Source organism: Nocardia sp. NPDC051756 (assembly GCF_040681495.1).
In the GTDB taxonomy this organism is placed as follows: Bacteria; Actinomycetota; Actinomycetes; order Mycobacteriales; family Mycobacteriaceae; genus Nocardia.
This window is the reverse complement of record NZ_JBFAYV010000006.1, coordinates 221041-236119: the sequence shown is the minus strand read 5'-3', so window position 1 is coordinate 236119 and position 15079 is coordinate 221041. Positions and strand designations below refer to the sequence as shown.

Below are 15079 nucleotides of genomic sequence, written 5' to 3'. Positions count from 1 at the left end.
GGCAAACTCCCTCGCTTATCACCTGTGCCGGGCGGTATCGATCTGCTACTCACCGAACGACATAGTTTTCGGCGATACCGACCCTCCGCACACCCATCGCAAGACGACACCGCCCATCCCGAATCCCCATGAGCGACAACCTCGTCCGCGACCCGCGGCAGCACGACAAAACTGCGTCCCGGTTGGTGCACCGTGCGTTCGAGACACCAACTGGACGCTTGACCATGTTCGGGCGGACTGTCGCACACCGGACAGTCGGTCGACTGCCGATGAACTCGTATCCCCCGAATCATGCTGTCGCACACTCGATCAGGATGTCGCAGTCTGCATAACTGACGCTGTACTAGCGCGTAAATGACTGGTCAAAGTGGTAACTATCGCCCGATCCGGCATGTGACACGTCCTGCGCCACCTATGCTCAGCGCTGGCAGCACATGGTTCAGGAGGGCTTGTCCATGGCGCAAACACAGATCAGATACGGCGTGCTCGGCTCGTTCACGGCATGGTGTGATGACCGTGAAATCGAGTTGGGTCCAGCGAAACAACAGGCGGTCCTTGCGGCACTCCTGCTAGAAATGAACCGTCCAGTTTCGGTGAATGCAATTATCGACGGGGTGTGGGGCGAACACCCGCCGAGCGACGCGCGCAACGGTGTACAGACCTACGTCAGCCGCCTGCGCCGGGTCCTGGCGCCGCGCCGCCGGGTCGCCGAACCCGCACTGGTGCGGGCGGATACCGGCTACGTGCTGCACGGCGACCCGTCGCTGTCGGACCACGTCGCGTTCGACCGGCTCATCGCCACGGCCGAGCGTTGCCGGCGCGACAGCGACCTGGCCGCGGCCGCCTCACATACCGACGCCGCGTTGGCGCTGTGGCGGGGCGAGCCGTTCAGCGGCCTGGCCGGACCGACCATCGAGGCCGAACGCCGCAGGTTGCAGGAGCGGTACCTGGCCGCGCTCGAGCACCGCGCGGGGATCAAGCTCGCGCGCGGTCAGCACGCCGAGGCGGTGGCCGAGCTCGCGCCGCTGGTCAGCTCGTATCCGCTGCAAGAGCGGTTTCGCACGCTGCTCATGCTCGGCCTCTACCACTGCGGCAGGCAGGCCGAGGCGCTGATGGTGTTCCAGGACGCGCAGCGCAGGCTCGCCGACGAGATCGGCATCGAACCGGGGCGCGAGCTGCGTGAACTGCATCGACGGATCCTGCGCGACGAGATCGAGCCGCCGCTCGAGGCCACCAGGACACCGACCGGCCGGAATGAATCCGGCTACAACGTCGCGGATTTCACCGGACTCGAGCAGCTGCCGCCGCCCGCTGACCTGCCGATGGAGGCCGGTTCCGCCGCCGACGTGACGGTCCGCGGCAGCAATACAGAATTTCGCCCGGACGTGGTGCCCAGCCGGAACCAGTTGCCCGGCGATATCGCGGACTTCACCGGTCGCGACGGTGAGATGGCCCGGTTGCTGACCGATATACCGCCGGTGGCGGTCCGGCCGACCGTGCTGATCAAAGCGATCGACGGGATGGCCGGTGTGGGGAAGACGACGTTGGCGATCCATGCGGCGCATCAGCTCAGCGCCCGTTTTCCCGACGCCCAGCTGTATCTCGACCTGCACGGGCACGCCGCGGAGAGCACTCCCCTGGATCCGATGGTGGCGCTGGAGCGGCTGTTGCGCGCGCTGGGCGTGCCGAGCGAGTCGATCCCGCCCGATCTGGACGCGCGAGCGGCATTGTGGCGCACCGAAATCGCGACCCGGGCGGCCTTGCTGGTGTTGGACAATGTCGCCGATGCCGACCAGATTCGGCCGCTACTGCCCGGTACGCCCAGTTGCCTGGTGCTGATCACGAGCCGACGCCGGCTGGTGGATTTGGAGGTCTCCAAAACCCTTTCGCTGGATGTGCTTTCGCGCGAAGACGCGACGGCGCTGTTCACCACGATCGTCAATGACGAACGAATTATGGCCGAGCCCGACGCGGTGGAGGAAACGGTTCGACTGTGCGGATATCTTCCGCTGGCGATCCGAATCGCGGCCGGACGGCTGCGCGCGCGACCGGTCTGGCCGATCGATCGGCTGGCCGAGCGGCTTCGCCACCCCACCAATCGGCTCGAGCACTTGTCCGCGGGATCTCGTAGCGTGGCCGCCGCGCTTTCCGCCAGTTTTCACGATCTGCCGGTCGATCAGCAGAACGCGTTCCGGCTGCTCGGATTGCACCCCGGTCGTGACTTCGATACCTATGCGACTGCCGCTCTTGCCGACATCGGGATAGACGCCGCCGAGCAGCTGCTTGAAGCGCTGGTAGATGTTCATCTGCTGGAACAGGTTGTCTCCGAACGCTACCGGTTCCACAACCTGGTGCGCGATTATGCCGCGACCCTGGCGCAGGCCTCTGACCTCGAAGACGGCGCCGCGCTGACCCGGCTGTTCGACTACTACCGGTATTGTGCCTGGGCGGTGGGCAGCAAGATTCTGCCCGATCGGACCAGTCGCATCATCGACCTGCCGGTGCCGGGAACACCGACACCCGCGCTCGCCAGTCACCAGGAATGCGTGGCCTGGTTGCACAGCGAACGACTCAATCTGCTGGCCATTGCGCGCGAGGCGACGAGGGGGCGGTGGTCTGATTACACGAGGCTGTTCTCCGAAATCCTGTGGTGGCCGTATGTGACCGGACTTCGATGCTCCGACGACGCGATCACGTTGCACTTCGATGCGGTCGAGGTCGCGCGCAACAGCGGCGAGCAGGCCGAGGAGTGCCGCCTGCTGGTCAATCTCGGGTACACGCTGTGGCGGATGCGGCACTGCCGGCAGGCGCTGGTGGTGCTCAACGACGCGGTGCGGCTGGCGCACGGAATGAACGACTTCGCCAGTGCCGCAAGGGCTATGCACCACAGCGGGCTGGTCTACTTCCGGCAGGGCCGGTATCGGGACTCGCTGATGGGGTACCACCAGGCGCTGTCGTTGTCGCGGTGGAGCGGCGACAAGTTCATGGAGGGCTACGCATTACAGGGCTTGGGGCAGGTGCACGAGCGGATGGGTTACTACGACGACGCGTTCGACTACCTGCGCCAGGCGGTCGACGTCGCGGACGAGACCAACGATCCGTATCTGCGCGCCTGCGCGCTGATGCGGATGAGCGACACCGACATGCGGATCGGCCGCTACGACGATGCGCTCGCGCACCTGGAGGACGCGCGCAAGGCGCTGTCGCCGATGCCGTCGAATACGTTGTTCCACAACTACTTCTCGATCCGCATCGGCAATGTGTACTGCGCGTTGAAGCAGTTCGACATGGCGCTGGACGGGTTCCGGACCGCGTCGGCGCGGGCCGAGCGGAACAACGATCTGATCCTCAAGTGCTGCACGCATCTCGGGATCGGCGACGTGCATCGGCGGCAGGGTCAGTATCGGGAAGCGCTTACGCAGTACGAGCGGGCGCTGCACATCGCCTATGCGTCCGGGTCGCCGTACGAGGAGGTGCTGGCCAACGATGCGATCGCCACGGTGCACTACTGCTCGGCGCACTTCTCCGTGGCCCGGCAGCGGTGGAAGGCGGCGTTGACCATCGCGGCCGGGCTGGGGATCCCGGAGACGCAGCGGATCGCCAACCACGTCGCGAGCATCGACTCGACGTTCCTTGCCGGCACGGCGACCAGGACGGCGGAGACGCAGTCGGCGGAGTTCCGGCGGGCCGCGGATCTGATCCGGAGCAATATGACGCCAGCGCTGCGTGCGTCGGCTATGGCCGCGATGGTCGATCGGGAGATGTCGTGAGGTATTCGTGCGCATCGTCGCGCTGCGCCCACCAGCGTCTGGACAGCAGGCCTGCGACCAGGGCACCGACGGCGTTCAACAGGACGTCGTCGATGGATGAGTGGCGGCCGATGGCGAGGGCGTATTGCAGGGTCTCGACCGTGATCGAGGCCACCGCACCGGCCAGCAGAATGCGGGACGGGTGAGCGAACCAGGGTAGGCGGATCGGCAGCAGAAAGCCGAGGGCGGCGAAGACGAGGAGGTTTCCGCCGAACTGTTCGATGACCCGGTTGTCGGACAGCTGTTCGGTGAGGTCGCGTAGCGGTATGAGGTTTAAGGAGCGCCCAGTTCCCTTGGGCGTAAGGATCATCCACAGCCACGGCGCGGTGCCCAACACCATGCCGACCTCACATAAGGCGGCTCGTCGGCCGCGGCGTCGAGCGAGCCACCATGCCGCAATACCGGCCAGTGGTATCGCGGCGATCGCCGCGAGTACGACGTCGCCCCACGCTTCCCAAGTCCCGTTCACGTCGCCAGTCTCATCCGAATACCTTGTGCCACAACTCAGCTCCGCGAAACATCTACACAATTCACACCGTATCCACACCGATCAATGGTCGATGGGGCGCAGACCGATCATCGTGTGGGTGGCGGCGTAGACGTAGCGCCCATTGTTGCGGGCGGCCAATTGTCCACTGCCGGTAATGGCTTCGGGATTGTCGTGCACGGCGCGGAATGGGATGTCCCAAACCGTCGTACCGGTTTTTGGATCGATCGCCCAGAGACCGGTGGAGTCGGATAGGACGACGACGTGTCCGTCCCAGGCGTCCGCCGTGCCGGAGCGTTGGGTATCGATCTGCCAGAGTCGGCGTCCGGTTCGCATGTCCAGACCGGACATCTTGTGCGCGAAGTCATCTCGCAGCAATGCGACGTCGCCGAGGATGGCGATCGCGGTGCCGTTGGTGGCGACGAGGTCGGCGCTGGTCCAGACCACCGTCCCGGTGCGGCGGTCGCGGGCGCCGTCGCCGAGCAGGACGGGGATGGTGTCGTCGGTGGGTTGGTCGAGTGAAAGCGATTGGGTCGCTTTGACATCGCTGGCGGCGAGGACGCGTCCGGTGCGGTCGAGGAGGTCGGTGCCGGCGATCCCGTTGCCGGAACAGTCGGAGATGGTCCGGACGACCAGCGCCGCGCTCGTCGCGTCGGTGCTGGAACAGCCGGTGAGGTCCGCGGTCCAGGTGGATACGCCGGTGCCGAGGTCGAATCCGGCGGTATGGGCGCCGAGAGTCAGCAGGCCCTGTCCATGGGCGACATCCAGCGCGTCGGTCGAGACGTCTTCCCAGGAGGTGCCCATGGGGAATGCGCGGGACCAGTTCGCCTCGGGGTGGTCGACGGTTCCGGCGTGCACGCGGACGTCGTCGGATTCGACGTCTCCCTCTGCGACATACACGCGATCAGCGGTGGTCGCGAGCGCGAAAATCAGCCAATCCTTCGGTGTGCGGGTGATTTTGCCGCTGGCGACGTCGTAGCCGACCAGCGCGGCGTGGTCGGCGTACGGGGCAGTGAAGCACACGAGGTGGCCGGCCACCGGGACGCGACCGCAGCCACCCAGTTCCGCGGCGGGCGTTCGCCAGCGCACCGCACCGGTCGCCGCATCGATCCCGACCATCGTCGGATCCTGTAACGACATACCGCCATTCGAGGTTCCGGTCAGCGTGACCAGGATGTCGCCGGCCTCGACGAATCCGGCGCCGCCGATGTCGAACTCGGTCCCGCCGATCGGAGTACGGAACTCCGCCTTCGGGTGCCCGTCGGTGGCGGCGTCGACCGACCAGGCGAGTCCGGGCGCCGCGTCGGCGGTGCCGGTGATCTTGCGCGTCCCGTCCGCCGGCTGGATCAGGACGAAAACCGCTCCGGCACTGGCGATCACCGCCGCGGTGGCCGCGAGAATCAGGCCACGTAGGCCCGGGATCGATGCCATCACCGCACCTCGAGACCCGGGGCCGTGGCGATGGCCTCCAGCTGGTCGAACGGCAAAGCATCGATCGAGCCTTCGGCGATGGAACTCACTTCGACCTGGGTGCCCGATCGGCGAGTGACCGTGACGATCCGGCTGATCTCCGGAATGGGCTGTGCGCCTGTCGCATTCGCGTACTTCGTGGACCGTGCCTCCCGGCTCTCGACCACTGCTCCGTCCGGCAGTTGCCGGGACTGGACGCGCTCACCGGCGTTCCCGGTGGCCGTGGTCTCCGGCACACGCTGTCCCGCAGCGATGACGATGTACAGCAACGATTGCCGCCCCGGGGTGGTCACCCGAACGGCCTGACACACCTCACGCGCGCCGAACCCCGAAGGTCGCAGCTGGCCGAGCGGCCGGTCGAAGGTGAGGTCGTCCACCGAGATTCGCGCCAGCACGGCATCCAGCTGGTGGGCCGCCGCCGCATCGATCGTCGCACCGGTATCCCGTCCGCCGTGGCAGGACTCCGGCACGTCCGGCGTACCCGGTGGCACCGGTGCGGTGACGCGGAGTCCGGCGGCGGTGGCGACCGCAGCGAGCTCGTCGAGGCTCATCGGCACCGTGCCGGAGCGGCTGCGGCCGTCCGTGCCGTCATCGGTCGACGTGGCGGTGGCGACGGTGCCGTCGGGCAGGTACGCGTACGCGGAACGGGACAGCATGCGCACGCCACGACTCTCGCTCCAGGTGTCGTGCACATCGACGATCGTGCCGTCGGCCAGGCGACGGCGTTCGTCGAGATCGCCCGCGACACAGGGCGGAACCGGTGCCGTGGACTGTTTGACCGACACCGTCAACTGCCCCGGCTTGCCGCCGTGCAGCAGCGGCCCGTAGGCGGTGGTCCAGCCCGCGCCGACGGCCCGCTCGCCGGAATCGTTGGTCGGATCGAAGATCGGCTCGAACAGCAGCGACTGCTCGACCGGCGCGAACCCGACCTCGACCCCCTCCGGCAGTGCGTCGCGCAGCGCCTGCGACATCGCCACCGCTTTGGGGCCGGAGAACCACGGATAGGCCGGATTGTCGTAGTCCGAAGGTTCCGCTTCGACGAACGACATCGACGGACCCGAGCTGGGCGGCTCGACGACCGCACACCCCGGGATGTCCACGGGGTACACGACCGGCGGGGTGATATAGGAATTGTCGACCTCCGGCGGAGCCGTAGTCGACGACGGAACCACCGGTGCGGTGGTCAATTCCGGTTCCCGGCTGTGCAGCAACCCGCCGACGATCACGCCGCCGGCCACGATCGCCACACAGGTCAGCGCCACCGTCCAGCCGGTCATCCTCGGCGACGGCTCCCGCCGGTCCCGATCCTCGCCACTGTCCATCTGCTGTCTCGCCCCTGTCCGTCGAGTCCGGATGCAGCCTGCCCCACACGCGGAACCCGTCCATGATTCGGCATGGGTGCGCAGGGCCGACATCGAGGTCGCCGTTTCCGGCGCCGCCGGCCGACTAGCGCGGGCGCTGCTCCGGCTGCGCGCGGTCGACCGTGTACAGCGGGTGGGTGCCGTGCAGGCCCTTCAACTCGACGTCGCGTCCGGCGGTCACCGCGATGTCCGGTTCGCCGGAGATCGACTCGCGCACCGCCTCGCTGATCAGGATCTCGCCACCGTTCGCCTGCCCGGCGACCCGGGCCGCCATCGCCACGTTGCGGCCGAACAGATCGTCGCCGCGGCGCACGGACTTGCCCATGTGGATGCCGATCCGGACCCGGACGCGTTCGCGGCCGATGGGTTTGGACCCGTTGCCGAGGGCGCTCTGGATGTCCAGGCCGCAGCGCACCGCCTGCTCGGGTTCGGCGAACGCGATCATGAAGCCGTCGCCCTGGCTCTTCACGATGTGCCCGTCGTGCTTGGTGACGCAGTTGCGGATCAGCCGGTCGTGGCGGCCGAGCAGTTTGACCCAGGCCTGGTCGCCGAGCCGTTCGTTGAGCGCGGTGGAACCCTCGATGTCGGAGAACATGATCACCACGTGCCCGTCGGGCGTCAGGCCGGCCAGATCCGGTCGCTCGACCTGCGCCCAGCCGGCCAGGTTCTCGATCGAGGTGAGCACCGCGCCCCGGAAGCCCTTCTTGCGCAACAGGTTCGCGGTATCCCACACGGTCTTCACCGCTTCCCGGCCGCTGATCATCAGCAGTTGCCTGCTGTCGACCTTGCGTTGCAGCTCGTCGAGTTCCCGGCGGCTGCGCGTCAGCAGCACGAACAGCACCACCAGACCGACAGCCTCCACCGCGGCAACCGCGGCGAGCGCGAGCTCGATCATCATGGCATCCGTCGCAGGTAGTGGTCGGCCAGAGCGAGTCCGACCCTAGCCGACCGGAGCGGATTCAGCGCAGTCTGGCGACGCAGAACACCCGCGGGATGGACAGGCCGCCCGGGGTGAAGGTGAACGAACTCGTTGCGCCCTGGACGTTGTCGCACTGGTGGCTGGCGCCGACTACCCGCAGGACGCGGTATTTGGCGTCGCTGCCGCCGCAGTCGGTGGTTTCCAGGTTGGGCTTGATAGTCGTATCGCGGAGGCAGTCACCGGTTTTGGCGTTCTCCAGCGCTCGGGCGGTGTCGACTTCCTTGTGCGCCAGGCAGAAGATGAGGTCTGGTCCGAGCTTCGGGAATTTCTTGCCGTCGCCGATCTGTTTCAGCTCCCACGAGTAGGTGACCTCGGTGCCGGTCACGCTGTCGCAGGCGATGGAACTCAGTCCGCCGTCCTTGCGTTCGAGGACCTTGTAGATGGACTGCGGGTCGGTGCACGGCAGTTTGCGCACCGGGGGCACGCTGGAATCGGTCAGGCAATCGCCCTGCCGCGCGGAATTGCTGGCCTGCTGTGGGTCCGCGCCCTTGTCGCCTAGGCAGACCTGCTTGTCCTCGTAGTACGTGTATGTCACCCCGGCCACGTCTTTGCAGGTGTATTCCGAGCCGCTCAGCTTCTTCAACACAACGAACTTGGCCTCGGCCGACGAACAGTCGACCACGGTGAAATCCTCACCGTCCTGCTTCACGCAGTCGCCTTGCGCGACCGATTTCGTCGCCGCCCCGACCAGCGAACACCCGCTCACGACCAACGCAAGGCATGCCAAAACAGCACCGATCCAGTACCGCACGATTTCCTCCCCCTCCGCACACGGCGGATTCCAGCACAATCGTCGAGATTCAATCACGACCCACCGACAGGTGCCCAATCATGGTGGGGCAGGCCGGTGAATGTGGCAGTCGATCGCTATTTGATGGCGGGGAGGTCGCGGAGTTGCCTGCGGGAGTTGATGCCCAGTTTCCGGAAGATGTTGCGTAGGTGGGCGTCTACGGTGCGGGGGCTCAGGAAGAGTTTGGCGGCAACTTCTTTGGAGGTGGCCCCGTCGGCGACCAGGCGGGCGATGTGGATTTCCTGCACGGTGAGGGTTTCGGCGTCGGGGGTGGATCGGCTGCGGGTCTGTTCGCCGGTGGCGCGGAGTTCGGCGGCGGCTCGGCCGGTGAAGGCTTCGGCGCCGAACGCCGAGAAGGCTTCGTGGGCCAGCCGGAGTTCGGTTCTCGCGTCGCGGCGGCGACCCTGGCGGCGCAACCATTCGCCGTAGATCAGGTGGGCGCGGGCGCCCCAGACGGGGAGGTTACTGGAATCGAGAAGCGACACGGCTTTGCGGTAGGTGTCCTCGTCGTCGTCCACCAAAGCTCGTGCGTACGTTTCGACTCCGCGGCCCCATGGTTGATCGCCAGCGCCGGCCCGATCGGTCAGCGTCGTGAGAGCGGCTCGCGCGGTGGGTAATTCGCGGCAGCGCACCGCGGACTCGACGAGTTCCGGCAGCGCGAGGCCGGCCGACCCGAGACTGCCGGTGGCGACGGCTCGCTCGGCGGCCCGCATGGCGGCCGGATAGTCGGCGAGGCCGTTGTTCAGGATGGCGGTGGCGTGTTGCACGCTCAACGACATGTGCGGCCCGACTCCGGCGAACAGTTCCTCGGCTTCGGCGCGCCGACCGCGCAACGCCGCCAAGTGGATTCGCGGGTAGACGAGCGGGGCGGCGCCGGTGGCCTCCGCGATGGCCTCCTCCTCGGAGATCATCGCGGTGGCGGCGCCGAAGTCGCCGGCGTACGCGTTGACGGTGGCGAGCATGGCCAAGCCGATGGGCAGCATATGGAACGAGCCGAGCTCGCGGCCGGACTCGGTGGCCCGAGTGGCGATACCGCGCATGGCCTCGCCGTCCCAAAACTCCAGCGCCAGGAGGAATCCGAGGGTGGGCCACCGAGACCAGGCCGGGTCGGAGCCGTCGGCGACCACCGCGCGCAACAGCTTCGCGGCCGCCTGATGCCCCTCGACCACCAGTGCCACAACGCCATCCAGGATGACGTCCGCGCTCGTATAGGGTTCCGGGCTGGGTGGCCCGGTGCGCGCGGCGGCGACCACCGCGTCGAGACCTCCGGTGAGCGTGGCCATTTCGATCGCGTCCACGTAGCACTCTCGCGCGCGAACCGGTTCGTGCTCGGCCAGCTTGGCGGCGGCCCGGAGCAGATGATCGGTCGGCTGGTCCTCACCGCGGAAGCGGGCGAAGGAGATCCGGCCGCGCAGCAGATCGACGCGCGGATCGCCGGAGTCGAGCGTCGAGAGTAGTTCCGCGGCCACGCCGAAGTCACCGACCGACAGTTTCGCCTCGACCGCGGCGAGTACCCGCTCGGCGCGCATGCCGGGTTCGAGGGTCAGTGCGGCCGCGCGTTCCAGGAACGCCGCCGCGGCGGCCTGCCCACCCCGGGCCCTGGCGCGGGCCGCCGATTGGGTCAGCGCGGCCGCCACGTCCTCGTCGGGGCCCGCGCAGGCCAGCCCGCGGTGCCAGGCGACCCGGTCCGGGTCGGCGACCGGGTCACTCACCTGAGCCAGTGCGCCGTGCGCGCGGCGACGTTCGGCGGCGGTCGCCGCGTGATAGACCGCCGACCTGGCCAGCGGGTGGATGAACCGGACACGGGTACCGAATTCGACCAGCGGCACCTCGCCCGCGGCCGCGTCCTCGATGCCGAGGAGCGCCGCCGCGGCCCAGAGCAGGCCGGGGTCGCCGACCGGCTCGGCGGCGGCCAGCGTCAGCAGCAACCGGACCTCGGGTGACAGCGGTTCGAGGCGGGCCCGGAAGCTCCGTTCGGCGACGCGCGGCGCGGGCAGATCGAAACCGCCCGCCATCCCGGCCAGGCCAGCGGTACGCGGCAGTTCCACCAGGGCCAGCGGGTTGCCGCGGGCTTCGGCCAGGATGCGGTCGCGCACCCGCACGTCCAGCGACGCGGGCACCTCGCGGACCAGCACCGAACGCGCCTCGGATTCGCTCAGCCGCTCGACGTTCACCTGCGGCAATTGATCCAGTGCGGCCAGGCCTTCGCGCGCGGCGAAGACCAGCGCGACGCGTTCGGCGCCGATCCGGCGGGCCACGAAAGCCAGTGCGCGCGCCGAGGCGTGGTCGAGCCATTGCGCGTCATCGATGAGGCACAGCAGCGGTCGATCGGTCTCGAGCAGCAGGCCGAGGGCCGCCGCGCCGGCCAGGAACGGGTCGGGGGTTCCGGTCTCCAGGCCGAAGGCGATCCGCAGTGCGGTGCGATGCGGGGCGGGCAGCGCGTCGAGGTGTTCGAGCACCGGGGCGCAGAGTTGATGCAGGCTCGAATATGGCAGTTCGGTTTCGAACTCGGCGCCGGAAGCGCGCATGACCAGGAAGCCCGAGGAGGCCTTGGCCAGGTGTTCCAGCAGAGAACTCTTGCCGATGCCCGCCTCCCCCAGCACGACCACCGCGCCGCCGCGGGATTCGCGGGCCTCGTGCAGCAGCGCGAGGAGCCGCGCCGTTTCCGCTGATCGCCCGACCAAATAGCTCACGATCGGGCCTCGCCAACGCCCGGCCCGGTCATCCGCCGAAACGCGTCGTACCTCTGGTTCACCCGACGATCTTGCCGCGCCCGCGCCGGCCGCGCCACCCGGCCCCGATCTCCTACGCAGGAGAACGCCCTACGTAATAGGTAGGAATTACCGACGCGACCGAGTTCCCGCCGCCACGAAACTAACTGGTATGGGAACGCGATCGGTCACCACCCCGAACCCGGTGGCCGCTGATGCATCGCTTTCCTGCTCAGCATCTTTTCTCGAAAACATAACCCCGGCAACATAATCCGAAAGGTTCGCCATGGAACAGAACACCACCACCGATGCGACACTCGCCCACCAGCGACTACTCGACGGCTGGCTGACCATCTGGAACGGCGACTACTCCGCGCTCAACGACATCGTCGCGCCGGAGTTCGCCCTGCACGCCTCGATGTTGGACGGCGGCGATGGCAGCGCGGTGCGCGGGCCGGACGGCCTGGTCGGCTGGGTTGCGCAGACCCGCGCCGCGTTCACCGAGATGGTGTTCACCGTGGAGGTCGGGCCCATCATCGACCGCGACCAGCTGGCGATTCGCTGGATCGCCGTCGGCACCTACGGCGGCGGATTCCCCGGCGCGACGGTGCCGGTGGGCACCGCGATCCGCTTCACCGGAACGGACATTCTGCGCATCGAGCAGGACCTGATCGCCGAGTACTGGGTCAATTCCGACGTGCATGTGCTGCTCGCAACGCTCGGCGTTCAGTTCTAGCCGGCTCGGCTCGAAGGAGAAGGCAAATGTTCACCAAAACACCGCGTCGCGAACGCGCCGACCACGAGGCGTATCCCGCCGCCCGGTCCGTCATCATCTCGGCGTGGGCGGTGCCGGTCCTGATCATCGGCCAGTTCGCGATGGTTGCCGTGGTCCCGGTGGTCATCGCGCTGATCGGCACGCTGCGGGATGCGCGGCTGCGCCCGCTGCGCTGTTTCGCCGTCGCGCTGGCCGTGGCTTATGCTGTGCCCCTTGGCATCTGGCGGCTGCGGTCCGATCCGGCGCAGAGCCTGTCGAAGGACATCAATCCGTTCCTCGCCGCGCTCGTCGTCGTGGCCGCCGTCGCCCTCGCGGTCGCGCACCATCTGCTGCGCAGGCGCTACCGGACGGCCGCCAGCACAGATTCCGCGGCGGTCCAGAGTGAGACGAACACCTCCGAAGTGGCGGCCGACGAATCCGGGCGACCGCTCGACGGCCCTGGTCACGGGCCGGTTCCCGGCGTCTGATGGCAAATCGTTGGCCACCGGTTGCTCACCGGTGGTTTAACGGTGTGGCCGGAATCCGCTGTACGGTCGGGCATGACCTCCGAAGTGATCGCCAAGGCGAATTACCCAGGCGGAATTGCAGTTGCCCGGCGATCGACCGCCGACCGCGTACGGGCCTCGATTGTGCTGCTGTTGTCTGCGATACCGTCCGCGGCGTCGATGACGGTGTTGCTCTATGGGCTCGGCCGCGCGCTCGGCGTCGGTGTTCCGGGTGCGTTGCCTGCGGCGTGGTTTGTGGTGTGTTTCGTCTGGAGTGTGGTGTGTTTCCGGAGTCCGCCGCGTCGGTGGCTGCTGCGGGTATTTCGTTTGCGGCAGCCGACGGCCGATGAACAGGGCAAGTTGAGTTCCGCGTGGGAAAAGGTTGCGCACAAGGGCGGAGTTTCCGCGGCGTCGTACACACTGTGGGTGCAGGAGGCCGATCGGCAGTTCGTGGTGCCGCGCCGGATGATCACCATGTCGCCCGAATCGCTGCAACGGCTGAGTCCGCGGGAGTTGGAGGCGGCGATCGCGCATCAACTCGCGCAGCGGGTTCAGGGGCGAGCAGCGTTCTGGCAGTTGGCTTTCCGGCATTACAACCTGCCCGTTGTGTGGATCGAGCGGGCATTGCTGTCGGGTCTCGGTCTGGTCGCGGTCGGTGAGGCGATCGCTCGGCGGATGCCCGAGCGGAGTTCTCGGGTATTCGGGGTCGGCTGGACAGTGTTCAGCCGGGTGCTCGTCGCATGCCCGTCGGTCGCGGCGGCCACGGTGATCATCGGTCTCGCGCCAGCCCTGCTGTTGCGCTTGATACCCGAGATCGCGGCGCTGGCGGTGCGACCGGTCGTCGCCCGCAGCGAATACCGAGCCGACCAGATCGTGGTCGATCTCGGGTATGGGCCGGAACTCGGCGGTGTGCTGCAACGCACGGATGTGCCGCATCCCGCGCAGACGCGATTGAATCCGCTGTCGGTTTCGCTGTTCTCGTCGAAAACGGCACCGGACAAGAGGATTCGACGCATCCGCGATCGGCTCGACGAGCTGGCGCGGCGCTGGAATCCGCCCTCGGCATAGGGCCTAGAGCTGCTCGCCCTGCTCGCGCCGGCGGTCCAGGTCACGCTGCCGGGCCGCTTCCTGACGGCGAGCCTCCGCACGCTGCTGTTCAGCCCGCTCGCGCAATCCGCGCAGGAACGCCGCGTCGGCCTCCGGGTCCTGCGCGACGTAGCGGCCGGGCCGGTCGTATTCGGAATAGCTGGTCGTCGAGCGCGGACCGGACTCGTTCAGCGGTCGGCCCGCGAACAGCCAGAGCAGCGCGCCGATGGTCGGCAACAAGATGACGACGATCAACCACCCCATCTTCGGCAGATGCCGAATCCCCACGTCAGGACAGGTAATGATGTCGATCAAACAGTAGATCCACAACGCAAGCGTCAACAGACCCACAACCGCGTATGGCACGAAAACCTCCTCGTACGCCGGCCAACGACCTGTCCGTGCGGCGATTCGCGGCGAATCTCCCCCAACCGGCCCAGGCATGCCCGCCCGAAACTGGCAAAACAAATATTCAGCGACCCCGATCAACCCCCGCGGCCGCACCCCCGGCCACCCTATCCGACCACCGAACTTCGCGCGACGGGTGCGATGCGCGTCTCACCCGAACCGCTCGCCGCGAGTTCAGCGTCGCACTTGGCCCCAGGGGGTGCGGGTTAGGGCGAGAGTGGAGAGGAGGGTGAGGGCTAGTAGGGCGGCGCCGGTGTCGGTGATCAGGGAGGGGAGGGTGCCGGGCCAGCCGTATTCGGCTTGGGCGGCGGTGAACATTTCTGGGGGGACGGCGATCAAACCGGCTGCCTGGGTGGCGTTTACGGCGAGGATCAGCCAGAACAGCCAGGTTGAGGGGTGGCGGCGGAGGGCTAGGATGCCTATCGCGTTTCCGATCAGGTAAGCGCAGCCGACGAGGCGGAAGGCTAGTAGAAATCCTTCTGCGCCAGCAGGATCGGCGTTGGCCAGGATCATCATTTGGGTCAGGGTGTGGTGGTTGATGATCACGAAGGCCTGGAGTGCGGTGCCGATGGTGAAGACTATCGAGGCCGAACCTGCCAGTAGCAGAAGCGTGTTCGTCCATTTGCCCGGTGCCAAGGTTCGTGCCCGTTCATCTGTGATCGACGACATCAGATCCCTCCCGGAATCAGCTGATTGATCGATCCTGATCCAGTGGGGC

The 15079-nt window shown here is 67.4% G+C and carries 12 protein-coding genes; 4 read left to right on the top strand and 8 right to left on the bottom strand.

Annotated elements, in window-relative coordinates; translation table 11 throughout:
* The first annotated feature begins 434 nt into the window (after nt 1-434).
* Nucleotides 435-3770 carry a BTAD domain-containing putative transcriptional regulator gene (locus AB0M22_RS27400; RefSeq protein ID WP_364732594.1) on the top strand — a complete coding sequence of 1112 codons (3336 nt, stop codon included), beginning with the start codon at nt 435-437 and terminating at the stop codon, nt 3768-3770.
* Here the strand turns inward: AB0M22_RS27400 and AB0M22_RS27395 are convergent.
* The 6 genes from AB0M22_RS27395 to AB0M22_RS27370 all read right to left on the bottom strand — a co-directional run bounded on the left by AB0M22_RS27395 (nt 3736) and on the right by AB0M22_RS27370 (nt 11589).
* The gene (locus AB0M22_RS27395; RefSeq protein ID WP_364732591.1) at nt 3736-4278 is read right to left on the bottom strand and encodes a VanZ family protein; all 543 of its coding nucleotides are present in this window, start codon (nt 4276-4278) and stop codon (nt 3736-3738) included. The genes AB0M22_RS27400 and AB0M22_RS27395 overlap by 35 nt on opposite strands.
* Before the next feature lie 81 nt (nt 4279-4359).
* Entirely contained in the window at nt 4360-5727 is a 1368-nt protein-coding gene (locus AB0M22_RS27390; protein ID WP_364732588.1) for a PQQ-binding-like beta-propeller repeat protein, read from the bottom strand.
* Nucleotides 5727-7088, bottom strand: a complete 1362-nt coding sequence (locus AB0M22_RS27385; protein ID WP_364732585.1) for a hypothetical protein — start codon at nt 7086-7088, stop codon at nt 5727-5729. The genes AB0M22_RS27390 and AB0M22_RS27385 overlap by 1 nt, the downstream gene beginning before the upstream one ends.
* Nucleotides 7089-7212: 124 nt before the next feature.
* Complete coding sequence (locus AB0M22_RS27380) at nt 7213-8025, bottom strand: adenylate/guanylate cyclase domain-containing protein (protein WP_364732582.1); 813 nt, start codon at nt 8023-8025, stop codon at nt 7213-7215.
* A 61-nt stretch (nt 8026-8086) separates the two neighbouring features.
* Nucleotides 8087-8755 (bottom strand): hypothetical protein, encoded by a 669-nt coding sequence (locus AB0M22_RS27375; protein ID WP_364732579.1) that lies wholly within the window; start codon nt 8753-8755, stop codon nt 8087-8089.
* 218 nt (nt 8756-8973) lie between these two features.
* Nucleotides 8974-11589, bottom strand: a complete 2616-nt coding sequence (locus AB0M22_RS27370) for an AAA family ATPase (RefSeq protein WP_364732577.1) — start codon at nt 11587-11589, stop codon at nt 8974-8976.
* A 304-nt stretch (nt 11590-11893) separates the two neighbouring features.
* On the opposite strand from AB0M22_RS27370, the gene AB0M22_RS27365 reads away from it, so the two are divergent.
* The 3 genes from AB0M22_RS27365 to AB0M22_RS27355 all read left to right on the top strand — a co-directional run bounded on the left by AB0M22_RS27365 (nt 11894) and on the right by AB0M22_RS27355 (nt 13935).
* Nucleotides 11894-12343 (top strand): ester cyclase, encoded by a 450-nt coding sequence (locus AB0M22_RS27365; RefSeq protein ID WP_364732575.1) that lies wholly within the window; start codon nt 11894-11896, stop codon nt 12341-12343.
* Between the two features lie 26 nt (nt 12344-12369).
* Complete coding sequence (locus AB0M22_RS27360) at nt 12370-12849, top strand: hypothetical protein (RefSeq protein ID WP_364732572.1); 480 nt, start codon at nt 12370-12372, stop codon at nt 12847-12849.
* Nucleotides 12850-12921: 72 nt separating this feature from the next.
* A complete protein-coding gene (locus AB0M22_RS27355; protein ID WP_364732569.1) occupies nt 12922-13935 on the top strand; it encodes a hypothetical protein in 1014 nt (337 codons plus the stop codon).
* Between the two features lie 3 nt (nt 13936-13938).
* On the opposite strand, the gene AB0M22_RS27350 is transcribed toward AB0M22_RS27355, so the two are convergent.
* A complete protein-coding gene (locus AB0M22_RS27350; RefSeq protein WP_364732567.1) occupies nt 13939-14319 on the bottom strand; it encodes a PLDc N-terminal domain-containing protein in 381 nt (126 codons plus the stop codon).
* A gap of 216 nt (nt 14320-14535) precedes the next feature.
* Complete coding sequence (locus tag AB0M22_RS27345) at nt 14536-15030, bottom strand: hypothetical protein (protein ID WP_364732564.1); 495 nt, start codon at nt 15028-15030, stop codon at nt 14536-14538.
* Between the last annotated feature and the right edge of the window lie 49 nt (nt 15031-15079).